The sequence below is a fragment of the Microvirga mediterraneensis genome (genome assembly GCF_013520865.1).
Lineage (GTDB): Bacteria > Pseudomonadota > Alphaproteobacteria > Rhizobiales > Beijerinckiaceae > Microvirga > Microvirga mediterraneensis.
Window position 1 is genome coordinate 3,757,115 of sequence record NZ_JACDXJ010000001.1, and the last position, 22,250, is coordinate 3,779,364.

The 22,250-nt window shown below is 64.9% G+C and carries 23 protein-coding genes and 1 tRNA gene; 12 read left to right on the top strand and 12 right to left on the bottom strand.

The features are described 5' to 3' along the window. Window positions 1–195: 195 nt before the first annotated feature. Window positions 196–519: a hypothetical protein gene (locus tag H0S73_RS17890; protein ID WP_181053412.1), complete on the top strand. Its 324-nt coding sequence runs from the start codon at window positions 196–198 to the stop codon at window positions 517–519. On the opposite strand, the gene H0S73_RS17895 is transcribed toward H0S73_RS17890, so the two are convergent. Further along, on the bottom strand, window positions 516–1,406 hold the full coding sequence (locus H0S73_RS17895) for a LysR family transcriptional regulator ArgP (RefSeq protein WP_181053414.1): 891 nt from the start codon (window positions 1,404–1,406) through the stop codon (window positions 516–518). The two genes, H0S73_RS17890 and H0S73_RS17895, sit on opposite strands and share 4 nt — an antisense overlap. 94 nt (window positions 1,407–1,500) lie before the next feature. Here H0S73_RS17895 and H0S73_RS17900 point away from each other — a divergent pair, with 94 nt between their 5' ends. Continuing rightward, complete coding sequence (locus H0S73_RS17900; protein ID WP_181053416.1) at window positions 1,501–2,112, top strand: LysE/ArgO family amino acid transporter; 612 nt, start codon at window positions 1,501–1,503, stop codon at window positions 2,110–2,112. A 15-nt stretch (window positions 2,113–2,127) separates the two neighbouring features. Here H0S73_RS17900 and H0S73_RS17905 read toward each other — a convergent pair whose 3' ends face one another. Together H0S73_RS17905 and H0S73_RS17910 are read right to left on the bottom strand one after the other, a co-directional pair. After that, window positions 2,128–2,631 carry a CreA family protein gene (locus H0S73_RS17905; protein ID WP_181053417.1) on the bottom strand — a complete coding sequence of 168 codons (504 nt, stop codon included), beginning with the start codon at window positions 2,629–2,631 and terminating at the stop codon, window positions 2,128–2,130. A gap of 63 nt (window positions 2,632–2,694) precedes the next feature. After that, window positions 2,695–3,078 carry a VOC family protein gene (locus H0S73_RS17910; protein ID WP_181053419.1) on the bottom strand — a complete coding sequence of 128 codons (384 nt, stop codon included), beginning with the start codon at window positions 3,076–3,078 and terminating at the stop codon, window positions 2,695–2,697. A gap of 158 nt (window positions 3,079–3,236) precedes the next feature. Here H0S73_RS17910 and H0S73_RS17915 point away from each other — a divergent pair, with 158 nt between their 5' ends. The 3 genes from H0S73_RS17915 to H0S73_RS17925 all read left to right on the top strand — a co-directional run bounded on the left by H0S73_RS17915 (window position 3,237) and on the right by H0S73_RS17925 (window position 6,194). Further along, window positions 3,237–4,361 (top strand): DUF2865 domain-containing protein, encoded by a 1,125-nt coding sequence (locus H0S73_RS17915; protein ID WP_181053420.1) that lies wholly within the window; start codon window positions 3,237–3,239, stop codon window positions 4,359–4,361. A gap of 127 nt (window positions 4,362–4,488) precedes the next feature. Then, a complete protein-coding gene (locus tag H0S73_RS17920; RefSeq protein WP_181053422.1) occupies window positions 4,489–5,436 on the top strand; it encodes an ABC transporter ATP-binding protein in 948 nt (315 codons plus the stop codon). After that, entirely contained in the window at window positions 5,433–6,194 is a 762-nt protein-coding gene (locus tag H0S73_RS17925) for an ABC transporter permease (RefSeq protein WP_181053423.1), read from the top strand. The genes H0S73_RS17920 and H0S73_RS17925 overlap by 4 nt, the downstream gene beginning before the upstream one ends. A 143-nt stretch (window positions 6,195–6,337) precedes the next feature. Here the strand turns inward: H0S73_RS17925 and gltX are convergent, their stop codons facing one another. From gltX to gor, 4 genes are all read right to left on the bottom strand, one after another. Continuing rightward, window positions 6,338–7,678, bottom strand: a complete 1,341-nt coding sequence (gltX, locus tag H0S73_RS17930) for a glutamate--tRNA ligase (protein ID WP_181053425.1) — start codon at window positions 7,676–7,678, stop codon at window positions 6,338–6,340. Between the two features lie 151 nt (window positions 7,679–7,829). Beyond that, window positions 7,830–9,566 carry an NAD+ synthase gene (locus tag H0S73_RS17935; RefSeq protein WP_181053426.1) on the bottom strand — a complete coding sequence of 579 codons (1,737 nt, stop codon included), beginning with the start codon at window positions 9,564–9,566 and terminating at the stop codon, window positions 7,830–7,832. Between the two features lie 388 nt (window positions 9,567–9,954). Beyond that, complete coding sequence (locus H0S73_RS17940) at window positions 9,955–11,340, bottom strand: class II 3-deoxy-7-phosphoheptulonate synthase (RefSeq protein ID WP_181053427.1); 1,386 nt, start codon at window positions 11,338–11,340, stop codon at window positions 9,955–9,957. A gap of 129 nt (window positions 11,341–11,469) precedes the next feature. Beyond that, the gene (gor, locus tag H0S73_RS17945) at window positions 11,470–12,855 is read right to left on the bottom strand and encodes a glutathione-disulfide reductase (protein ID WP_181053428.1); all 1,386 of its coding nucleotides are present in this window, start codon (window positions 12,853–12,855) and stop codon (window positions 11,470–11,472) included. 232 nt (window positions 12,856–13,087) lie between these two features. Here gor and H0S73_RS17950 point away from each other — a divergent pair, with 232 nt between their 5' ends. From H0S73_RS17950 to H0S73_RS17960, 3 genes are all read left to right on the top strand, one after another. Next, window positions 13,088–14,059, top strand: a complete 972-nt coding sequence (locus tag H0S73_RS17950) for a Bug family tripartite tricarboxylate transporter substrate binding protein (protein WP_181053429.1) — start codon at window positions 13,088–13,090, stop codon at window positions 14,057–14,059. Window positions 14,060–14,127: 68 nt separating this feature from the next. Continuing rightward, a complete protein-coding gene (locus H0S73_RS17955) occupies window positions 14,128–14,601 on the top strand; it encodes a tripartite tricarboxylate transporter TctB family protein (protein ID WP_181053430.1) in 474 nt (157 codons plus the stop codon). Between the two features lie 10 nt (window positions 14,602–14,611). Further along, a complete protein-coding gene (locus tag H0S73_RS17960) occupies window positions 14,612–16,111 on the top strand; it encodes a tripartite tricarboxylate transporter permease (protein WP_181053431.1) in 1,500 nt (499 codons plus the stop codon). 74 nt (window positions 16,112–16,185) lie between these two features. On the opposite strand, the gene H0S73_RS17965 is transcribed toward H0S73_RS17960, so the two are convergent. The 3 genes from H0S73_RS17965 to H0S73_RS17975 all read right to left on the bottom strand — a co-directional run bounded on the left by H0S73_RS17965 (window position 16,186) and on the right by H0S73_RS17975 (window position 18,001). Beyond that, window positions 16,186–16,692 (bottom strand): DUF2059 domain-containing protein, encoded by a 507-nt coding sequence (locus tag H0S73_RS17965; protein ID WP_181053432.1) that lies wholly within the window; start codon window positions 16,690–16,692, stop codon window positions 16,186–16,188. Between the two features lie 30 nt (window positions 16,693–16,722). Further along, complete coding sequence (gene rpiA, locus H0S73_RS17970) at window positions 16,723–17,418, bottom strand: ribose-5-phosphate isomerase RpiA (protein ID WP_181053433.1); 696 nt, start codon at window positions 17,416–17,418, stop codon at window positions 16,723–16,725. Between the two features lie 127 nt (window positions 17,419–17,545). Further along, window positions 17,546–18,001, bottom strand: coding sequence for a hypothetical protein (locus tag H0S73_RS17975; RefSeq protein WP_181053434.1), 456 nt, complete (start codon window positions 17,999–18,001; stop codon window positions 17,546–17,548). 91 nt (window positions 18,002–18,092) lie between these two features. Here H0S73_RS17975 and H0S73_RS17980 point away from each other — a divergent pair, with 91 nt between their 5' ends. After that, window positions 18,093–18,794, top strand: coding sequence for an HAD family hydrolase (locus H0S73_RS17980; RefSeq protein ID WP_181053435.1), 702 nt, complete (start codon window positions 18,093–18,095; stop codon window positions 18,792–18,794). Between the two features lie 66 nt (window positions 18,795–18,860). Here the strand turns inward: H0S73_RS17980 and H0S73_RS17985 are convergent. Continuing rightward, window positions 18,861–18,935: transfer RNA gene (locus H0S73_RS17985), tRNA-Val, on the bottom strand. A 247-nt stretch (window positions 18,936–19,182) separates the two neighbouring features. Here H0S73_RS17985 and H0S73_RS17990 point away from each other — a divergent pair. Continuing rightward, window positions 19,183–19,767: a L,D-transpeptidase gene (locus H0S73_RS17990; RefSeq protein WP_181053436.1), complete on the top strand. Its 585-nt coding sequence runs from the start codon at window positions 19,183–19,185 to the stop codon at window positions 19,765–19,767. Window positions 19,768–19,833: 66 nt separating this feature from the next. Here the strand turns inward: H0S73_RS17990 and H0S73_RS17995 are convergent, their stop codons facing one another. Further along, window positions 19,834–20,202: a gamma-butyrobetaine hydroxylase family protein gene (locus H0S73_RS17995; RefSeq protein ID WP_181053437.1), complete on the bottom strand. Its 369-nt coding sequence runs from the start codon at window positions 20,200–20,202 to the stop codon at window positions 19,834–19,836. 94 nt (window positions 20,203–20,296) lie between these two features. Here H0S73_RS17995 and moaA point away from each other — a divergent pair, with 94 nt between their 5' ends. After that, window positions 20,297–21,334, top strand: a complete 1,038-nt coding sequence (gene moaA, locus H0S73_RS18000; RefSeq protein WP_181053438.1) for a GTP 3',8-cyclase MoaA — start codon at window positions 20,297–20,299, stop codon at window positions 21,332–21,334. Between the two features lie 10 nt (window positions 21,335–21,344). Further along, window positions 21,345–22,151 carry an ABC transporter substrate-binding protein gene (locus tag H0S73_RS18005; protein WP_181053439.1) on the top strand — a complete coding sequence of 269 codons (807 nt, stop codon included), beginning with the start codon at window positions 21,345–21,347 and terminating at the stop codon, window positions 22,149–22,151. Window positions 22,152–22,250 lie beyond the last annotated feature (99 nt).

Here is a 22,250-nt window from a genome sequence, read left to right on the forward strand (position 1 = left end):
ATCCCGGAAATGAGGATCGTTGCCGTGTTCATGAAGCCATCAATGCCTTTTCGCCCCTGGGACGTCAAGGTTTCCGATTCGGTAAGCATGTTTTATTTGCACGGCCGCATGAAACGGGTTCCGGCAAAGCGCGTTAGAGCTTTGTTCACGCACACTCGTGGCATAATAGCCCGAGTTCAAACAATGAGGTCTTCGATGCGCCGCGCATTCACCATGCTCGGAATGGGTACTGTTGTGTTTCTTGCAGCCGCGTCCCTGACGCTGCTTCCCAACGGCACCAAGGCCTCTTCGACCCAAGCGACCTTCATGGTCCCCGCCGCCGACGGGTACGGCGTCGCGGAATGCCTGATTTCAAACCAGGCATGTGGCCAAGTTGTGGCAACCGCTTGGTGCGAGGCTCATGGCTACGTCAAGGCGGTGTCCTACCGCCAGATCGCCCCCGACGAGGTGACGGGCGCCATCCAGAAGGCCGCCCTCGCCCCCGAGGAGCGTCCGGTCTCCGTGACCTGCTCCAACTAAACCGGCATGGGAGACAGCATGGTCCGGGCGGTCGCGACGACGGCCCGGGTCAGGTCTCCCAGCAGCGGACCGACGATCCGGCTCTGCTGCCAGAACAGGGGCACCTCCAGCGGCTCCGACGGCTCCAACGCCATGAGGCGACCGGCCCTGATGTGCTCCTGAACCATCGATTCCAGGTTCATCCCCCATCCCAGGCCCGCCAGGGCCGCATCGACGAAAGCCTGCGATGACGGCAGCCAATGGGCCGGCGGCGTGACATCCGCCCCAAGGGCCCGTCGGAGCCAGAGCGCCTGAAGCTGGTCCTTCCGGTTGAAGACGAGGCACGGGGCACGAGCCGCCGAATCCTCGCTCAATCCGTCCGGCAGCCACCGTTCCACGAAGGCGGGGCTGGCCGTCGCGAGGTACCGCAAACGCCCCAAGGGATAGCTGTCGCAGCCCTGGATCGGCTTGCCGTGCGAGGTCACGGCGGCCACGACCTCCCCTCGCCTCAGCCACTCGGCGCTATGGTCCTGATCGTCCACCACGAGGTCGAAGAGGAATCCCTCCGTCTCCGCCATGGCCGGAACGAACCAGGTGGCGAGACTGTCCGCATTCACCGCGATGCGCAGGGTCACCGGGCGGCTCTCGGGCTGCAGCCCGGGCAGGTTCTGGCGCAGGGAGCCTTCGAGAAGGGCGACCAGCTCGACGTGCTGGCACAGGCGCCGGCCGGCCTCCGTCGCCATGCAGGGCTGGCCCCGCACCACGAGGATGGCTCCGATCCGCTCCTCCAGAAGCTTGATCCTCTGGGACACGGCCGAGGGCGTGACATTGAGCTGGTCGGCGGCACGCTCGAAGCTGCCGGTCCGCACAACCGCCGCGAGGGCGGACAGGTGTGAATAGTCCAGCATTGGATTAGTTTCTCTAAATCATGTTGAGAAAATTTAACTGCACTAATCCTAAGACTGGATCTAAGACACGTCGACTCCCTTCCGGACCGTCGGCATGACCTCTCCTCTTCTCGCGGGCTTCCTGCTCGGCCTCAGTCTCATTCTTCCCATCGGAGCGCAGAACGCCTTCGTCCTGCGCATCGGGCTGCGCGGCGAGCATGTCTTCGCCGTATGTCTGACCTGCGCCCTGTCGGATGCCATCCTCATATTGGCCGGCGTATCCGGCTTCGCGCAGCTCAGCGCGAGAGTGCCTTGGGCCGAGACCGTCCTGCTCTACGGGGGCGCCGCGTTCCTTCTCGTGTATGGCGCGCGCAGCTTCATGGCCGCTTTCGGGACGGCCTCCTTACGGCCGTCCGACGCCCCTCCGGAAAGCCTCGGCCGGGTGGTCCTCACCTGCCTGGCCTTCACCTGGCTCAACCCGCACGTCTACTTGGACACAGTGGTCCTGATCGGCTCGATCTCGACGCAGTTCGACCAGGGCAAGGGGGCCTTCGCCGCCGGCGCCATGCTGGCCTCCTTCGCGTTCTTCTTTACCCTCGGCTTCGGAGCCCGCCTCCTGAAGCCGTTCTTCGCCCGGCCCGTCACATGGCGGATCCTCGACGTCATTATCGGGCTCGTCATGTGGGTGACGGCCGCGAGGCTGCTGCTCGGCCAGGAGGCGGCCTGAGGACCGCCCCTTTTCCTACTTCAGCCACTCCCCGCATTTCGGCGGAACCTCGGTGCCCCAGGGCATGAGCGGGACGGTCGAGGTGGAATTCTTGGGCGAGCCTTCGATGGGCCGGTCGGAATAGACCATGTAGACCAGGGTGTTGCGCTTGGCGTCGCAGCCGCGGACGATCTGCATCTTCTTGAAGATCAGGGACCGGCGCTCGCTGAACACCACGTCGCCCTGCCCGAACTTCTGCTTGAACTTCACCGGGCCCACCTGCCGGCAGGACAAGGAGATGTCGGAGACCTCCTCGGCGACGCCGAAGGTGCCGGAAATGCCGCCGCGCTCCGGGGTCGTGTAGTGGCAGGCCACGCCTTCCACCATGGGATCGTCGATCCCATAGACGGTGAGCTTGTCGTCCGGAGTAAGCGCCCGCCAAACGGTCGACTTCTTGAAGATCAGGTCGGGCTCCTGAGCCGCGGCTCCCGTCACGGCAGCCATCGTCACAGCCAGGGTCAAAGCAATTCGCGCAAGCATCTTACCAGTCGTCTCCCACGGTTACGCTGTCATGTGGGGATGGCGTCCGACTTTGACGAGGTCTTATTCGGCGTGGTGGCTCACAATGCAGATCTTGTTGCCGTCCAGATCGCGAAAGTACGCGCCGTAATAGTTGCGGTGGTATTGGGGCCGCGGGCCAGGCGCCCCCTCGTCCGTTCCGCCAAGCCCCAGGGCAGCCGCATGGCAGGCATCGACGAGGCTGCGCTTCGAAGCCAGCAGAGCGATCATGGACCCGTTGCCCGGGCTCGGCTCACGGCCGTCGAACGGGCGCGCGACCAGAAATTGCGGCCGCCCGCCGGGCACGCCCCAGCCCACCATGCTGTCATCCGAGTACCGGACCTCGAGCCCCAGGGGAGCCAGGACCGCATCGTAGAAGGCTCTCGCCCGGGCGAGGTCATTTGCTCCAATGGTCGTATGAGAGTACATGCGGGATCACTTTTCGGAGTCGCTGTTCAGGACGAGGCTAGACAGCTTCCCTCGAAGGGGGCAAGGCGTTAATCACAATAGGGTCAAATTCCAGCGGCACATGACCTGCCTGACCCAGGCATTCGATGCCGCAACGGACCGGTTCTGCGATCAGCTCAATGGCAAAGATATCTTTTCTCCGCTCCCTCATCGCCGTGACGGCCTTTCTGGCCGCCGGCCAGGCGGCCTATGCCCAGTCGGCGCAGTGCCAGCGCTTCCAGGCAGAACTCGCGGCCCTGGACCGCAGCGGCGGGAGCGCGCCGACCGGCCAGATGCAGGCCCAGCGGATGGAGATCAACCGTCTCGTCGGCTATTACCGCAACATCGGCTGCGAGCGCGGCCCGCTCGGCTTCCTGTCGGGTCCGGCGCCGGCCGAATGCGGCTCCATCGCTCAGCAGATCCGCCAGCTCGAGGCCGGCTATGCCCGCCTCGCCTCGCAGGCCATCGACCAGAGCCAGGTCGAGGCGCGCCGCCGGCAGCTCCAGGTGGCGGTTCAGCAGACCTGCTCCACCGACCAGCCGCGCGGCTTCTTCGAATCGCTGTTCGGCGCTCCGCGCCAGCAACAGCAGCAGGAGATCATGCCCGAGGGGCAGCCGATCATCGCCGATGACGGACCGCCCGCCATGGGCGGCGGACGCCTGATCTGCGTGAAGACCTGCGACGGGTCCTTCTTCCCGCTGACCACCCCTCCGGGCGGCGGGCAGAGCGCCAACGAGATGTGCCAGGCTCTCTGTCCCGGTACGGAAACCCTCGCCTACGCCTATCCAGGCGGTGACCAGGGCCTCAGCCGGGCCGCCTCGCTGTCCTCGAACCAGCCCTATACGTCGCTGGCGAACGCCTTCAAGTTCCGCAAGACCTTCGACGAAAGCTGCGCCTGCAAGAAACAGGGCGAGAGCTGGTCCGTGGTCCTGCGCAAGGCCGAGAGCATGCTGGAGCAGCGCAAGGGCGACCTGATCGTCACGGCCGAGAAGGCCGAGGAACTCTCCAGGCCGAAGGCGCAGGCCGCCCGCAAGGCCGCCGACAAGAAGGCCGACGAGGAGACCAAGGAAGCCGCCGAGATCGCCGCCTCCGCCCCGACCGCCAGCAAGGAATCGGCCGGCATCGGCCCGCAATCCATCGAAACCAACGCCGTGGTCGGCCAGGGCGAGGGTTCGAAGCAGGAGGTCGTCGCGGGCAACGGTCAGAAGAAGACCGTGCGCGTGATCGCTCCCAGCATCATTCCGGTCCCGCACGCGCCGAACTGACCCGGTTCGGAACGGCGCTCTCGGCCTAAGGCTTCCGGGAACGACAAGGCAGGGCCGGTGGTGATCCATTCCGCCCTGCTCACCGTCGTGCTATCACGCCGGCATGAAACCGCTCGATTCTCCTGAAATGTCCCGGCCCGCGGGGGCGTCCGATCCGATCATTTCCGTCTCCGGCCTTGCCAAGACCTACGCGTCTGGTTTCCAGGCCCTCAAGACGGTCGACCTGGACATCCGCCGGGGCGAGATCTTCGCGCTGCTCGGGCCCAACGGGGCCGGCAAGACCACTCTGATCAGCATCATCTGCGGGATCGTCAATCCGAGCACGGGCACCGTCACGGCCGACGGCCACGACATCATCCGCGACTACCGGGCGGCGCGCACCAAGATCGGCCTCGTGCCGCAGGAGCTCACCACCGATGCCTTCGAGAGCGTATGGGCGACGGTGACGTTCAGCCGGGGGCTCTTCGGCAAGCCGCCCAATCCCGCCTACCTCGAGAAGATCCTGAAGGATCTTTCCCTTTGGGAAAAGCGGGACAGCAAGATCATGACCCTCTCGGGCGGCATGAAGCGCCGGGTCATGATCGCCAAGGCCCTGTCGCACGAGCCCAAGATCCTCTTCCTCGACGAGCCGACCGCCGGGGTCGACGTGGAGCTGCGGCAGGACATGTGGAACATGGTCCGCTCCTTAAGGGAGAACGGCGTCACCATCATCCTGACCACCCACTACATCGAGGAGGCCGAGGAGATGGCCGACCGGATCGGCGTGATCCGCAAGGGCGAGATCATCCTGGTCGAGGACAAGAACGTCCTGATGCAGAAGCTCGGCAAGAAGCAGCTCACCCTCCACCTGCAGAGCCCTCTCGCGGGTCTGCCGCCCGAGCTGCAATCCGACAGATTGCAGCTTTCCTCGGACGGCAGCGAACTCGTCTATACGTTCGACACGCAGACGCCTGAAACGGGCATCGCGGGCCTACTGCGCCGCCTGAACGAGCACGGCATCGACTTCAAGGATCTTCAGACTTCGGAGTCTTCGCTCGAGGAGATCTTCGTCAGCCTGGTCAGGGGGCGCCCATGAATCTCTACGGTATCAAGGCCATCTATCTCTTCGAGATGGCCCGCACCTGGCGCACGATGATGCAGAGCATCGCCTCGCCGGTGATCTCGACCTCGCTCTATTTCATCGTCTTCGGCTCCGCCATCGGCTCGCGCATGGCCAATATCGATGGCGTGAGCTACGGCGCCTTCATCGTGCCGGGGCTGATCATGCTCTCCATCCTGACGGAGAGCATCTCGAACGCTTCGTTCGGCATCTACATGCCGAAATTCTCCGGCACCATCTACGAACTCCTCTCGGCTCCGATCTCGGCCGTGGAAACGGTGATCGGCTATGTGGGGGCGGCGGCCACCAAATCGGTGATCATCGGCACCATCATCCTGATCACGGCACGTCTCTTCGTGGATTTCTCCATCGAGCATCCCGTCTGGATGATCGCCTTCCTGGTGCTGACCTCCGTCACCTTCAGCCTCTTCGGCTTCATCATCGGCGTCTGGGCCGACAGCTTCCAGAAGCTGCAGGTCGTCCCGCTGATGATCGTGACGCCCTTGGCCTTCCTCGGCGGCAGCTTCTATTCCATCAACATGCTGCCGCCCTTCTGGCAGACGGTCGCCCTGTTCAATCCGGTGGTCTATCTGGTGAGCGGCTTCCGCTGGAGCTTCTACGGCGTCGCCGACGTGGGCGTGGGCTTGAGCCTCGCCATGACTATGGTCTTCATGCTGATCTGCCTCAGCGCCGTCTGGTGGATCTTCCGGACGGGGTACAAGATCAAAGCTTAGGATACTCCATCCGTCACGGCCGGTCCTAGGCTCACGCCCACCATGTCATCATCGGCCTCGTGCCGGTGATCTCGATGGGTTGAAGCGCCGCGCCTCACCGAATCGGGATGGCCGGGACAGGCCCGGCCATGACGGGGAGTGTCCTAAGCCGCCTGTCCGGACAGGCGCGCCTTCGCCCGCTCAGGCCCGATCAGCGGCAGCAGCGCGCCCAGTTCCGGGCCATGATCGAGCCCGGTGAGCGCCTGCCGCAAGGGCATGAACAGGGCCTTGCCCTTTACCCCGGTGGCGGCCTTCACGGCCTCGGTCCAGGCCTTCCAGGTCGCCTGATCCCAGGGTGCCTCCGGCAGAACGGCCATGGCCGCCTCGATGAAGGCCTTGTCCTCGATGACCGGTTTCACCGGGCCGCGCACGACCCTGGCCCAGTCGGCGGCATCCCGGACCTTCGTCAGGTTGCCGCGCACGGCGAGCCAGAAGGCCTCGCCCGCATCCGCATCGAGCCCGGCCAGCCGCTCGCGAGCCGCCCCATAGGGCATCTCGTGGATCAGGCGGGCGTTCAGGTGCTCCAGTTCGCTCTCGTCGAATTTCGCGGGCGCACGGGAAATGTGGGAGAAGTCGATCAGGCGGGCAAGCTCGTCGAGATCGGCCACCGGCCGCACGGCCTCCGCCGAACCGACGAGGACGGCGAGCGAAGCCACCGCCTGCGGCTCGAGGCCAGCATCGCGAAGGCCCTTGATCGAGAGATGGCCGAGGCGCTTGGACAGGCCCTCCCCGCTCGCCGTGATCAGTAGGCTGTGATGGGCGAAGGTGGGAGCGGCGGTGCCCAAGGCCTCGAAGATCTGGATCTGCACGGCCGTGTTGGTGACATGGTCCTCGCCGCGGATCACATGGGTGATCTTCAGCTCGATGTCGTCGACCACGGAGGGCAGCGTGTAGAGATAGGTCCCGTCCTCGCGCACCAGAACCGGATCGGACAGCGAGCTGCAATCCACGTGGCAATGGCCACGCACGAGATCGTCCCAGGCGACATTGGTGGGCTCGAGGCGGAAGCGCCAATGGGGCCTGCGCCCTTCCTGTTCGAGCTTGGCCCGGTCCTCGTCCGTGAGTTTGAGGGCCGCCCGGTCGTAGATCGGCGGCAGGCCACGGGCGAGCTGGCGCTTGCGGCGGAATTCCAGCTCTTCCTGGGTCTCGTAGCACGGATAAAGCCGCCCGACCGCCTTCAGCCTCTCGGCGGCGGCGTCATAGAGATCGAACCGGTCCGACTGACGGACGACCACGTCGGGCGGGATGCCCAGCCAGTTCAGATCGGCCTCAATCGAATCCGCGTATTCCTGCTTCGACCGCGCCACATCCGTATCGTCGAAGCGCAGGATGAAGGTGCCGCCCTCGCGCCGCGCATAGAGCGCGTTGAGCAGGGCGACGCGGGTGTTGCCGATATGGATGTGCCCGGTCGGGGACGGGGCGAAGCGAACGATGGGCTTGGACATGGGAGATGCTATGGCGAAGGGAATAGAGCGACGCAAGGGGTGACGGGACTTTCGGCAGCATTCCCGGCTATCCCGATCCGGTGAAGCGCCGTGCCCTTTCAATCGGGATCACCGGCACAAGGCCGATGACGACGTGGATGGTGCGGTTAGCCTAAACGTCCATCGAGCCCACACGCGGCCTGCCGATGGCGCGCTCCAGGGCCTCGTCCTTTCGGTGCGCCTCTAAGCCTTGGTCGCGATAGCGGTTGACGATGGGGTAGCGGCGGTCGCGGCCGAAATTCCGGCGCGTGACCTTCACGCCGGGCGCCGCCTGGCGGCGCTTGTATTCGGCAATGTAGAGCAGGCGCTCGACCTTCTTGACGGTTTCCATGTCGTAACCCTTCGCCACGATGTCGGAGACGCGCAGCTCCTCTTCCACGAGGCCGCGCAGGATCTCGTCGAGATCCACATAGGGCGGGAGCGAATCCTGGTCCTTCTGGTTCTCGCGCAGTTCGGCCGTGGGCGCCTTGGTCAGGATGTTCTCGGGGATGACGATCCCGTCCGGCCCGAGCGCCCCCTTGGGCTTCCAGCGGTTGCGCAGGGCCGCCAGGCGGTAGACCTCCATCTTGTAGAGGTCCTTGATCGGGTTGAACCCGCCGTTCATGTCGCCGTAGATCGTGGCGTATCCCACCGACATTTCCGATTTGTTGCCGGTCGTCACCACCATGGCGCCGAATTTGTTCGAGATCGCCATGAGGATGGTGCCCCGGGCGCGGCTCTGGAGGTTTTCCTCCGTGATGTCTCGCTCCCGGCCGGCGAAGATCGGCTCCAGGGCGGTCTCGAACCCTTCGACCGGGGCGGCGATCGGCAGGATGTCGTAGCGGACGCCGAGCATCTGCGCGCAGGATTCCGCATCCTTCAGGGACTCGCCCGAGGTGTAGCGGTAGGGCAGCATCACGCAATGCACCCGCTCAGGCCCGAGCGCATCCACCGCCATGGCGGCGCAGATAGCGGAATCGATGCCGCCGGACAGGCCCAGCACCACGCCCGGGAAGCCGTTCTTCTCCACGTAGTCGCGAAGCCCCAGGACGCAGGCGGCGTAATCGGCCTCCTCGCCTTCCTCAACGGTGACCATGGGTGCCTCGCGGCAAGTCCAGCCTTCCTCGCCTTTCACCCAGGTGGTGAGCGCCACGGTCTCCTCGTTGGCGGGCAGCTGGCAGGCGAGCGAGCAATCCGCGTTGAGCACGAAGGACGCGCCGTCGAAGACCAGCTCGTCCTGGCCGCCGACCTGGTTCAGGTAGACGAGCGGAAGCCCGCTCTCGGTCACGCGGGCGGCCGCGATGTTGAAGCGCTCCTCGGTCTTGCCGCGCCAATAGGGCGAGCCGTTCGGCACGAGGAGCATCTCAGCGCCCGTCTCGGCGAGGCATTCCACCACATCGCCCGTCCAGATGTCCTCGCAGATCGGGAGGCCCAGACGGATGCCGCGGAAGTTCACGGGCCCGGGCAGAGGTCCGGCGGCGAAATTGCGCTTCTCGTCGAAGACGCCGTAATTCGGCAGGTCGACCTTGAAGCGCACCGAGATCGAGCCGCCATCGAGGAGTGCATAGGCGTTGTAAAGCTCGCCCTCCTCCCGCCACGGGAGGCCGATGAGCATGCCGGGACCGCCATCCGCCGTCTCACGGGCGAGCCGTTCGAGGGCGGCGCGGCAGGCATCCTGGAAAGCGGGCTTCAGCACGAGGTCCTCGGCGGGATAGCCCGCGAGGAATTGCTCGGCGAACATCACGATGTCGGCCCCGAGGCGGGCCGCCTCCGCGCGGGCAGCCCTCGCCTTCTCCTCATTGCCGGCCACGTCGCCGACGACGGGATTGAGCTGCGCGAGCGCGATCTTGAGCGTGTACTGAGCGGTCATACCGGGGATCTAGCGCGCGGAAGGGTTGGCAGCAATGCAAGGATAGAGCTTTCCCAGGGTCTCTTGGATACTCACGGGGCAGCGCCGGTCCAATGTCTTTGCAGGCCTCACGATGGCGGCGAGACTCTGCCGATCCAACATGCTCTGCACAGCTCAAGCTTTGTGGGAACCGGTAACAGTCCAGTTCGTTATTTCCACACGAAACACTGGGAGACTGACATGTTGAAAGGCGGCCTTCTCTGGCTCATCGGCATTCCTCTGCCGATCATTCTTATTCTCTTCTTCATGGGTTGGCTCAGCTGAGCCAAAATACCAGTAGAGTTGCGTATGCGTAAAATAAAAGGGGCGCCGAAAGCGCCCCTTTTATTTGATTAATCGGCCCAATCGCTCACTCCGCCGCGAGGGCGGCCGGTTGTTCCCTTGACTGGCGCTCCCGTTTGATGAGCTCCGAGGTCAGGAAGGCGATTTCGAGCGCCTGCTCGGCATTGAGGCGCGGGTCGCAATAGGTGTGGTAGCGGTCTCGCAGGTCCGCATCGGTGAGCGCGCGGGCGCCGCCCGTGCATTCCGTCACGTTCTTGCCGGTCATCTCCAGGTGGATGCCGCCCGCATGGGTGCCTTCCGCCTGATGGATGGCGAAGAAGTCCTGCACCTCGCCCATGACCCGCTCGAACGGCCGGGTCTTGTAGCCCGAGGCCGCCTTGATGGTGTTGCCGTGCATCGGATCGCAGGACCATACGACCGTGCGCCCTTCCCGCTGCACCGCGCGGATCAGGCCCGGCAGGTGGTCGCCCACCTTGTCGGCGCCGAAGCGGCAGATCAGGGTCAGGCGGCCGGCCTCGTCCTCCGGGTTGAGCATGTCGATGAGCTTGAGCAGCCCATCGGCCGAGAGCGACGGGCCGCATTTGAGCCCGATCGGGTTCTTGATGCCGCGCATGTATTCCACATGGGCATGGTCGAGCTGGCGCGTGCGGTCGCCGATCCAGAGCATGTGGCCGGACGTGGCATACCAGTCGCCGGTCGTGGAATCGACGCGGGTCATGGCCTCCTCGTAGCCGAGCAGCAGCGCCTCGTGGCTGGTGTAGAAATCCGTCGAGCGCATCTCGGGATGCGTTTCGGGATCGATGCCGATCGCCCGCATGAAGTTCAGGCTCTCGGTGATGCGCTCCGCAAGCTCGCTGTAGCGGGAGGATTGCGGCGAATCCTTCACGAAGCCGAGCATCCAGCGATGGGCGTTCTCGAGATTGGCATAGCCGCCGGTCGCGAAGGCGCGGATCAGGTTGAGCGTCGCGGCCGACTGGCGGTAGGCCATGAGCTGGCGGCGCGGATCCGGCGTACGGGCTTCCGGCGTGAAGGCGATGTCGCTGATGATGTCGCCCCGGTAGCTCGGCAGCTCCACTCCGTCGATGGTCTCCGTCGGAGCCGAGCGCGGCTTGGCGAACTGTCCGGCGGCGCGGCCGACCTTCACCACGGGCGAGCCGCCCGCATAGGTCAGGACCACGGACATCTGGAGGAACAGGCGGAAGAAATCGCGGATGTTGTCCGCCGAATGTTCGGCGAAGCTCTCGGCGCAGTCGCCGCCCTGGAGCAGGAAGGCCTCGCCCTTGGCGACCTTGCCCAGCGTCCGCTTCAGCTTCCGCGCCTCGCCCGCAAAGACGAGCGGGGGAAAGCCGGCGAGCTGCTGCTCGACGCTCTCAAGCGCCTCAAGGTCCGGATAGGCCGGAACCTGCTGGATTGGCTTGTTTCTCCAGCTATCGGGCGTCCACCGCTCGGTCATGACACTAACCCCCGTGTCCTTTCTTCAATGCTCATCGTGCACCGCAACAAGCGGCATGAAAAGGCAGCTATACACGACATATTCAAAAAGGCGAGTGCCGAGACGCTCGGCGCCGCTGCGACGATTGAGTCAGCCGACAGCAACCGGCTTCTTCACCACCACCGGCGTGCGCATGGTGACCAGCTCCTCGGCTGCCGTTGGGTGAACCGCCACGGTGCGGTCGAAATCGGCCTTGGTGGCCCCCATGGTCACGGCGATGCCGGCGAGCTGGATCATCTCGCCCGAGTCATGGCCCATGATGTGGACGCCCACCACCTTGTCGGTCGCCTTGTCGACGATGAGCTTCATGAAGACCCGGTCCTTGCCGCCCGAAAGCGTGGCCTTCATGGGTCGGAAGGCGGTCTTGTAGACATCCACATCGCCGTAGATGGCCCGGGCTGCGTCCTCGCCGCAGCCGATCACGCCGATCTCCGGTGTCGAGAAGACGGCCGTGGGGATCAGGTCGTGGTCGACGATGGTGGGCTTGTCGCCGAACACCGTGTCGGCGAAGGCATGGCCCTCCCGGATGGCGATGGGGGTGAGGTTCGCCCGGTTGGTCACGTCGCCCACCGCATAGATCGAGGGGACGAGGGTTTGGGAATAGCCGTCGACGGGGATGGCCCCGACCTCGTCGACGGTGATGCCGGCCTTCTCAAGCCCGAGCCCCTTCGTGTTCGGACGCCGGCCCGTGGCGACGAGGACCTGATCGACCGTGATCGTCGAACCGTCGGATAGGGTCGCGGCGATGCCCTCCGCCGTCTTCTCGAGGCTCGTGAGGGTCCTGCTCAGGGCCAGCTTGATCCCGCGCTGGGCATAGGCCTCCCCGAGCGCATCGCGGACGTCCTCGTCGAAGCCGCGCAGGAGCTTGTCGCCCCGGTGCAGGAGCGTGACCTCGCTGCCGAGACCTGCAAAGACCCCGGCGAACTCGACCGCGATATAGCCGCCGCCGACCACCAGGATGCGCTTCGGCATGCTTTCCAGATCGAAGACCTCGTTGGACGTGATGCCGAGCTCGCCCCCGGGAATGACCGGTTCCAGAGTCGGATGGGCCCCGACGGCGACCAGGATGGTGCGCGCGCGGACGCGTTCGCCGGTCTTGAGCAGATGGACCGTATGCGCGTCCTCGATCACGGCGCGGCTGTCCACGACCTCGACACCGGCCCGTTCCAGATTGGCGCGATAGATCCCCTCGAGCCGGTCGATCTCCCTGTCCTTGTTGCGGATCAGGGTCGCCCAGTCGAAGCGCGTCTCCCCGACGCTCCAGCCGAAGCCCTCCGCATCGTGGAAATCGTCGGCGAAGCGGCTGGCATAGACCATCAGCTTCTTCGGCACGCAGCCCCGGATCACGCAGGTTCCGCCGACCCGGTATTCCTCCGCCAGCATGACCTTCGCCCCGTAACCCGCGGCGATCCGCGCCGCGCGCACGCCGCCGGATCCTCCTCCGATCACGAACAGGTCAACGTCGAATGAGGACATAGTGCGGTCTCCGCTCAATTCTGAAACTTGGATTCATTCATATAGTGACGGTCTTCGGCAACGTCGCCCGCCGGCTCTGCTCCGGGTGCATGGCTGCCCGCCTGAATCGGGAAGCTCTTACGCTAAGGTTCAACAACGATAAAGGAGCAAGCCGCTTGCCGCTCCCCTGTTCCCTCATTAGGGTCTGCCGCGGCTACGCCGACTGGAAGTCGGCCCCAAGTGGAGGAAACATATGAGCCATTTTCGTAAAGGTCTTTGGCGCAGCGCTCTCGCTGCGGCGGCCGTTGCAGGATTCGTGACATCGGCGGCAGCTCAGATGGAGCTCAAGATCATGGCTCCGGCGGCACCCGGCGGCGGCTGGGACCAGACGGCCCGCTCCATGCAGCAGGCCCTGACCCAGGCCGGCATCGCCAAGAGCGTGCAGGTCGCCAACGTGCCGGGCGCCGGCGGCTCCATCGGCATCGCCCAGCTCGTCAACAATTCAAAGGGCGACGGCAACCAGCTCATGGTCATGGGCTACGTGATGGTGGGCGCTCTTCTCACCAATAAGTCGCCGGTCACCCTCGACCAGACGACGCCCATCGCCCGCCTGACGGCGGAATACGAAGCGATCGTGGTTCCGGCCAGCTCGCCGATCAAGTCCGTCAAGGAACTCGCGGATGCCATCAAGGCCGATCCGGCCAAGGTGACCTGGGCTGGCGGCTCGGCCGGCGGCGTCGATCACATCGCCGCGGCTCTCTTCGCCAAGGCGGCCGGCGCCGACCCGACCAAGATCAACTACATCCCCTTCTCCGGCGGCGGCGAGGCTCTCGCGGCCATCCTCGGCGGCAAGGTGACGGCCGGCATCTCCGGCTATGGCGAGTTCGAGAGCCAGGTGAAGGCCGGCAAGCTGCGCCTCATCGGCCTGACCACACCGGCTGACAAGGCCACCGCCGACATGCCGTCGATCAAGGCGCAGGGCCTCGACCTCGAGATCGCCAACTGGCGCGCCGTCGTCGCACCTCCCGGCATCTCCGCCGAGCAGAAGAAGGCTCTGACGGATGCCATGGACAAGATGGCGAAGTCCAAGGAGTGGCAGGAGATCCTGAAGGCCAAGGGTTGGGAGGACTCCTACGTGTCCGGCGATGCTTTCGCCAAGATCCTTGCCGACGAGCAGGTCCGCACGAAGGAAGTGCTCACGGCCGTGGGGCTGGTGAAGTCTTAATTTTCAAGCTAAAGGCCGTTGGAAGCGCCGCGTTCTCGGAGCGCGGCGCTTCTTTTTTGGGACAATCCATGACCACATTCCCTAAGCGGCGTCTCGACGTGGCAGGCCTCGTCATCGCGCTCATTCTCATCGGCCTGGCCGGTCTCGTCTGGTGGGACATGACCAAGCTCCAGATCCTTTCCCCCTACGATCTCGGCCCCAAAGTCATGCCCATCGTCATCTCGGGCGGCCTGACGCTTCTCGCCATCGGCAACGGCATCGGCGCCCTGCGCGGCGATCTTCCGTCCCGCGACAGCCTCGACTGGAAGCCGATCATCCTCATCCTCGGCGGCCTCGCCTGCCTGATTGCCCTGGTCGCCGTCGGCGGCGGCTTCATGATCGGCACGGCCATCCTGTTCGCCACCACATCGGCCGCCTTCGGGCGCCGGGCATTCCTGACCGATCTGCTGATCGGCGCCGTGATCGCTGTCTTCATTTACCTGCTCTTCGGCAAGCTCCTGACCCTGTCCCTGCCGGCAGGGCCGCTCGAGCACCTGTTCTGAGGCCCTGATCATGGAAGCCTTCACCTCCCTCGCCAGCGGCCTGTCCGTCGCCATCCAGCCGATGAACCTGCTGTTCGCGCTCATCGGCGTGCTTCTCGGCACGGCCGTCGGCGTCCTGCCCGGCATCGGCCCGGCGCTCACCGTGGCGCTGCTCCTGCCGATCACCTTCAAGCTCGATCCGGCCGGCTCCATCATCATGTTCGCCGGCATCTATTACGGCGGCATGTATGGCGGCTCGACCACCGCCATCCTGATCAACACGCCCGGTGAAAGCGCCTCCATGGCCACCGCCCTGGAGGGCAATCTGATGGCCAAGGCGGGCCGCGGCGGCCCGGCGCTCGCCACCTCCGCCATCGGCTCCTTCGTGGCCGGCACCATCGCGACGCTCGGCCTGACGCTGCTCGCCCCCTACCTCGTGGAAGTCGCCGTGAGCTTCGGGCCGGAGGATTACTTCGCCCTCATGTGCGTGGCCTTCGTGACCGTCTCGGCCACGTTCGGCGATTCCCCCGTACGGGGCCTGACGAGCCTGTTCATCGGCCTGCTGCTCGGCCTCGTGGGCATCGACATCCTGTCGGGACAATCCCGCCTCAGCTTCGGTATCCCGGAACTCTACGACAACATCGAGGTCACGACGCTTGCCGTCGGTCTCTTCGCGGTCGGCGAGGCGCTCTACGTGGCGTCCCGGCGCCATATCCACGAAGAGAAGCTCGAGGCCGTTCGCGGCTCGCTGTGGATGACCAAGGAGGACTGGAAGCGCTCCTGGAAGCCGTGGCTGCGCGGCACGCTCTACGGCTTCCCGATCGGGGCTCTGCCGGCCGGCGGCGCGGAGATCCCGACCTTCCTGTCCTATGCGACCGAGAAGCGCCTGACCAAGTACCCGGAGGATTTCGGCAAGGGCGCCATCGAGGGCGTCGCCGGGCCGGAGGCCGCCAACAATGCGTCCGCCGCCGGCACCCTCGTGCCGCTGCTGACGCTCGGCCTGCCGACCTCGGCGACCGCCGCCATGATGCTGGCGGGCTTCCAGCAATACGGCCTCAACCCCGGCCCCCTGCTCTTCGCCGAGCAGCCGAACCTCGTCTGGGGCCTGATCGCCAGCCTGTTCATCGCCAACGCCATGCTGCTGGTGCTGAACCTGCCGCTGGTCGGCCTCTGGGTGAAGCTGCTCGCGATCCCGCAGCCCTGGCTCTATGCCGGCATCCTGGTCTTCGCCACCATGGGCACCATCGCGGCCAATCCCTCGCCGGTGGAGCTCATCATGCTGACGGTGTTCGGCGTGCTCGGCTTCCTGATGCGCCGGTTCGACTTCCCGATCGCCCCGGTGGTCGTCGGCCTGATCCTCGGTCCGATCGCGGAAAGCCAGTTGCGGCGGGCGCTCTCGATCAGCCTGGGCGACCCGATGGTGCTGTTGCAGAGCCCGATCTCGGCCACGCTCCTCGGCATTGCCCTGATCGCCCTGATCCTGCCCTTCGTCCTGAAAGGCATGGGACGCTTCAAGGCCGTCGAGGACTGACCCTCAGGCAAGACGCTTGCAAAAAGAAAGGCCCGGTTTCCCGGGCCTTTTTCATGTCGACGAAGCAACCGGCCTCAGTTCAGCTGATGGCCGCGCTTGCTCATTTCCTCGCGAGCGCGCACCAGGATGAATTCCGAGGTCTTCTGGGTCCAGATCGCCATGTCGCGGACGATGGCGTCGAGAATGCCCGGCTGCAGCTGCACCCATTTCTGGCCGACCGGAGACTTGTAGAAGGCCGCGATCTCCTTCAGCTCAGCCTCGCTCAGGCGCGACGCGAGGGTCTTGGCCGTGGCATCGATCATTTCCTTCTTCTTCTGATCGACCTCGGGGCGGATGAGAGCCACCACCTGATCCAGGTCCTGGCGGATCTCCGGGCGGGTCACGTTCATCTGCTGGAGCTGGTTGAGCAGCGGATCGGTCATGGCATCGAAGGCGCCGGTCAGGCCGGAGCTGACGGCGACGTCGTTGGCGGCCGCCAGCTGGCTGGCGCTGGGTTGCGGCGCCTGCTGGGCGAGAACGGGACTTGCGAGCATGAACAACGCGACCGAGGTCGCGGCCAAGCGGGAGGCGTTGCGGATCATAGAAGTGGCTCCAATCGTCATGGTTTTTGGTCAGAGCTGACCGAGTTCGACGAGCCCGTCACCCGTCGCGAGGATCGCTCCGGTGGCCAGACCCAGGAAAAGACCGTGCTCCACGACGCCGGGGATGTTGTTCAGCGTCGAGGCAAGCACGTTCGGCTTGTCGATGCGCCCGAGATGCGCATCGAGAATGAAATGGCCACCGTCGGTGACATAGGCGGCTCCATCGGGAGCGTGCCGCAGGATCAATTCGCCGCTCATGCCCAGGCTGTCCAGCAGCCTGACGATGGCGCGCTCGGTGGCCGTGAGGCCGAAGGGCACGACCTCGATGGGAAGGGGAAAGCGGCCGAGCTTCGAAACGAGCTTGGATCCGTCGGCGATGACGATCATCCGCTGGCTCGCGGAGGCCACGATCTTCTCGCGCAGCAGAGCGCCGCCGCCGCCCTTGATGAGGCGCAGGTCGTCGTCGATCTCGTCGGCTCCGTCGACCGTCAGGTCCAGGTCCGGGGTCTCGTCGAGGGTCGACAGAGGAATGCCCTCGCGCTGCGCCTGCTCACGGGTGGCCTCGGAGGTGGGAACGCCTACCACCTTGAGCCCGGCCCGGACCCGCTCGCCGATGGCCGACACGAAATGCGCCGCGGTCGAGCCGGTTCCCAGGCCCAGCCTCATGCCGTCCGTGACGAGTTCGGCAGCCCTGTCGGCCGCAGCACGCTTGAGATTGTCGCTCACTGAAATCCTCTAGGAATGCGTCCGTCCCGGCATGCGAAAGCTGTTTTGTTCGCCTCTAGCATGCCGGAAGGGCTGAAAGAAAGAACGTTTCATCCGTGATCGACCGAGGTGGCTCGCCCCGGCTCCGTCAGGGACGCTGCGGCGAAGCCCCCGTGCCGGAGCCGCCGCTCGGGGTGGCAGCCGTCGGCGCGGCCGACGAAACGGCGGGAGACGGGGTCGTCTGGGGCGTGCAGACCACGCGCTCGTCGAAAACGTAGCAGATGCTCATCTGGCCGGTCCGGTAATTGACCCGGAAGACGCCCCCTTCCCGCTCGTGGCGGGACGCGACGAGGCCGTATTCTCCGGGTGCCTGGGCTCCCGCGCCCTCGCCTGCGCTGTAGCAGAGGGTGACCCCGACCGTGCCTTCCTGTAGACCGTATTGGCAGGAGCTCACCTCGCCGGTGATCCGATCGATCCTATAAATCCTGTTCAGGTCGGTCTGAGGCGCAGGGACGAAATCATAGGACGCCGCCAGGGCGGGGCCGGTCAGGCCTCCCAGCGTCAGGACTGCCGATATCAACGCCGCGGAACCAAGGGGCCGCATTCACCACTCCATCCGGTAAGAACGAATCAACCATAGGCACCATATCATCCCAGTGCTTGATTCCCTTGCCTGCAGCAGGTAGCCGACCTTCATGGCCATTGATACCCCGCACATCGTCTCGCCCATCGCAGTCTTCGACCTCGATGGAACCCTGGCAGACACGGCCGGCGATCTCGTCGGGACTCTCAATGTGATTCTCGAACGCGAGGGCCTCGCTTCCCTGCCGGTCGCCAAAGCGCGCGACATGATCGGCGCCGGCGCCCGCGCCTTGATCGAACGCGGGTTCGAGGCCGCCGGCAAGGAGCTGGCGCCCGCCTATCTCGACGAGCTGTTCCGCCAGTTCATGGTCCATTACGGAGAGAACATCTGCATCCGGACGCAGCTCTATCCGGGCGTCGCCGCGGCGCTGGACCGGCTGGAACGGGCAGGGTTCATCCTGGCGGTCTGCACGAACAAGGTCGAGGAGCACTCGGTCAAGCTGCTCGACGAACTCGGCGTCGGCAGGCGTTTCGCGGCCAATTGCGGCCGGGACACCTTTCCCTATTTCAAGCCCGATCCGCGCCACCTGACCCTGACCATCGAGCGCGCCGGAGGGAGCCCGTCCCGGGCGGTCATGATCGGCGATTCACGGACCGATATCGTGACGGCGCAGAATGCCGGAATCCCGGTGATCGCGGTTCCGTTCGGCTACACGGACGTGCCGGTGCGCGAACTCGGCCCGGATCTCGTCATCGACCACTTCGACGATCTTTTCTCCGCCGTGCAGACCATCATGAGGCCGCTGGCGGCATGAAGCGGCCCATACCGATCCTGCGCGACGACCGCGCACGATAAACCAGGCTTCAATATCAGGAAGGAATGGTGGGCGCGACAGGGATTGAACCTGTGACCCTTCGCGTGTGAAGCGAATGCTCTCCCGCTGAGCTACGCGCCCTGACCAGGGCCTTCTAAAGGCGCAGAACCCCCGGCGTCAAGCCAAAGAAGCATGCCCGAGCCTAAGTATTTTGTTTCGTGAATTGCGGCAGCCTGGCTTTAACGGATTGGTGAGGATGTGGCGGGAATGAGGCACTTCCGCACTAGAATTTTATAGCAGAACCTTGATATGTCATGGATCCGAAGCGGAGCTGTTGTGTTAAGCAATGGCAGAACCTGCCACCAACCATGTTTTATCTGAGGCAATAATGGGACGCACTCGCGCTGCCCTGACCGGGCTCGCCTGCGCCTTCGTCGCCCTCGCGACGCCGGCTGCGGCATTTACGGCAATCGATCCTTTGACCCGCCAGCCGCTCTACAGCGCTGAAGATGCCCTGAAGGCCCAGGCCGCGCCGGTCGCGCGCGAGGTCGTGTCGTTCGACGGCCGCTATGCGCCCGGCACCATTGTCGTGTCGACGAGCGAACGCCGCCTCTGGTTCGTGCTCGGCAACGGTCAGGCCATCCAATACGGCGTCGGCGTCGGACGTCCGGGCTTCACCTGGTCGGGCTCCCATTCCGTCACCATGAAGCGCGAGTGGCCGGATTGGCGCCCGCCGGCAGCCATGCTCAAGCGCCGTCCCGACCTGCCCCGCTACATGAAGGGTGGGCTGGACAACCCGCTCGGCGCCCGCGCCCTCTACATCGGCAGCACGATCTATCGCATTCACGGCTCTAACGAGCCCGAGACCATCGGCGAGGCCGTGTCCTCCGGCTGCATCCGCATGACCAACGAAGACGTGACGGACCTCTACAACCGCGCCAAGGTCGGCGCGAAAGTCGTAGTTCTGCGCTAAAATCCGGGATTCAGGCGTCATGGCCGGGCTCGTCCCGGCCATTTTCGTTAGGCGGTGCTCTGTCCGTCACCGCATCCGGTCCCGCGACAGACCCTTCGCGGCCAGCTCGTCGAGATAGGCCTGCCACTTCTCCCCCTGCTCGACTCCGAGCCGATAGAGATAGTCCCAGCCGTAGATCCCGGTGTCGTGCATGTCGTCGAAGACGAGCTTCACGGCGTAGTTGCCGACCGGCTCCACGCCGATGATCTGCACCTCCCGCTTGCCCGGCACCGTCTTGCGCTCGGCAGGGCTGTGACCCTGGACCTCGGCGGAGGGGCTCGTCACCCTCAGGTACTCGGCCGGCAGATCGAAGGCCGCTCCGTCGTCGAAGACGATACGAAGGCTGCGCTTGTCCTTGGCGAGGCGAAGTTCCGTCGGCCAGCGTTCAGATGTCATAGGCCTCAACCCCTTTCCCGGAACACGATTTCACGCTAACTGCTTGATCATAACATCGAAGGCAAGCGTTCACCCCAACAAGGACGTCTCCGCCATGGGAGCCTTTCCGGCCCATCTCGAGAATGCCGATACCGGCCGGTCCCTCCTGGACCCGTTCGGCCGGGCGATCACGTATCTCCGCGTATCGGTGACGGATCGCTGCGATTTCCGCTGCGTTTATTGCATGTCCGAAGACATGGCCTTTCTGCCGAAGCGCGACCTGCTGACCCTGGAAGAGCTCGACCGCATCTGCACGGCCTTCGTCGACAGGGGGGTGCGCAAGCTGCGCATCACCGGCGGCGAGCCCCTGGTGCGGCGGGATATCATGACCCTGTTCGGTTCCCTGTCGCGCCATCTGGATTCAGGCGCGCTGGACGAGCTCACCGTCACCACCAACGGTTCGCAGCTCGCCCGCCACGCCAAGGACCTCGCCGCCTGCGGCGTGAGGCGGATCAACGTGTCGATGGACACCCTCGATGCCGACAAGTTCCGGGCCATCACCCGCTGGGGTGACCTCGACAAGGTGCTCCAAGGGCTGGATGCGGCGCAGAATGCGGGCCTCAAGGTCAAGATCAACGCGGTTGCCTTGAAAGGCGTGAACGAGGGCGAGATCGTGCACCTGCTCGAATGGGCGCACGGTCGTGGCATGGATCTGACCCTCATCGAGGTCATGCCGCTCGGCGAGATCGACGGACAGCGCATCGATCAGTTCCTGCCGCTGTCCCTCGTCCGCGCTCGCCTTGCCGAACATTACACGCTGGAGGAACTTGCCGACCGCACCGGAGGGCCGGCGCGCTACGTGCGCGTGAAGGAGACAGGCGGCAGGCTCGGCTTCATCACGCCGATGACCCACAATTTCTGCGAGAGCTGCAACCGGGTGCGGCTGACCTGCACGGGCCAGCTCTTCATGTGCCTCGGCCAGGAGGATGCCGCCGACCTGCGGGGCCCGGTGCGCTCCTCCACGTCCGACGAGCTGCTCGAGCGCGCCATCGTCGATGCCATCGCCCGCAAGCCGAAGGGTCACGACTTCATCATCGACCGGCGCCACGCCCGTCCGGCGCTGAGCCGGCACATGAGTGTCACAGGCGGTTAGGCTTAAGGCAATGCGCGCGAATATCCTCATCTTCACGAGAAAGCTGGCTCTCCTGGCATCCATCCTGATCGGCCTGGGAACGGCGACGGCTCTTGCGCAGGATGCAGCGCCCGCATCGACACGGACGGTCCGCGTCGCCATCGAAGGCGCCTACCCGCCCTTCAATTTCATCGATGCCAACAACGAACTGCAGGGCTTCGAGGTCGAACTCCTCAAGAGCCTCTGCGACGTGATGAAGGTGACCTGCGAACTCGTTCAGCATGAATGGGACGGCATCATCAAGGGCCTTCTGAACCGCGATTACGATGCGATCATGTCGTCCCTGGAGATCACGGAAAGGCGCCAGAAACGGATCGCCTTCTCGGACCCTTACTATCGCATCCCGGCGGTCTTCATCGGATCCAAGGAGACCGCGCCCGGCCCCGTTACCCCCGTGGCGATGGCAGGCAAGAAGATCGGCACCATCGAGCGCACCGATCACGAAACCTATCTCAAGACCTTCTACAAGGATTCCGAGATTGTCCTCTTCGCCAAGGCTGAAGAAGCCAATCTCGACCTTCTCGTGGGCCGTATCGATGCCGTCTTCGCCGATGAACTGCTCCTTTCGAAATTCCTGAAGAGCCGCGAAGGCGCGTGCTGCCATATCCTCGGCGATGCACCGGCGGAACCCGCCTATAAGCGCGAATCCTATGGCATCGGCCTGCGCAAGGAGGACGAGAGCCTGCGCCAGCAGTTCAACCGCGCCATCGCACAGGTGAAGGCCGACGGGACCTATGACCGGATCCGAGCCGAATATTTTTCCTTCGACGTCAAATAGAAGTTCTCGGCCATCCCCATACGGCGAGGCTCGGCGCTTCGATCCATTGAGGTCACCGGCACAAGGCCGGTGATGACGTCACGGGTGTCAGTCCCAGCT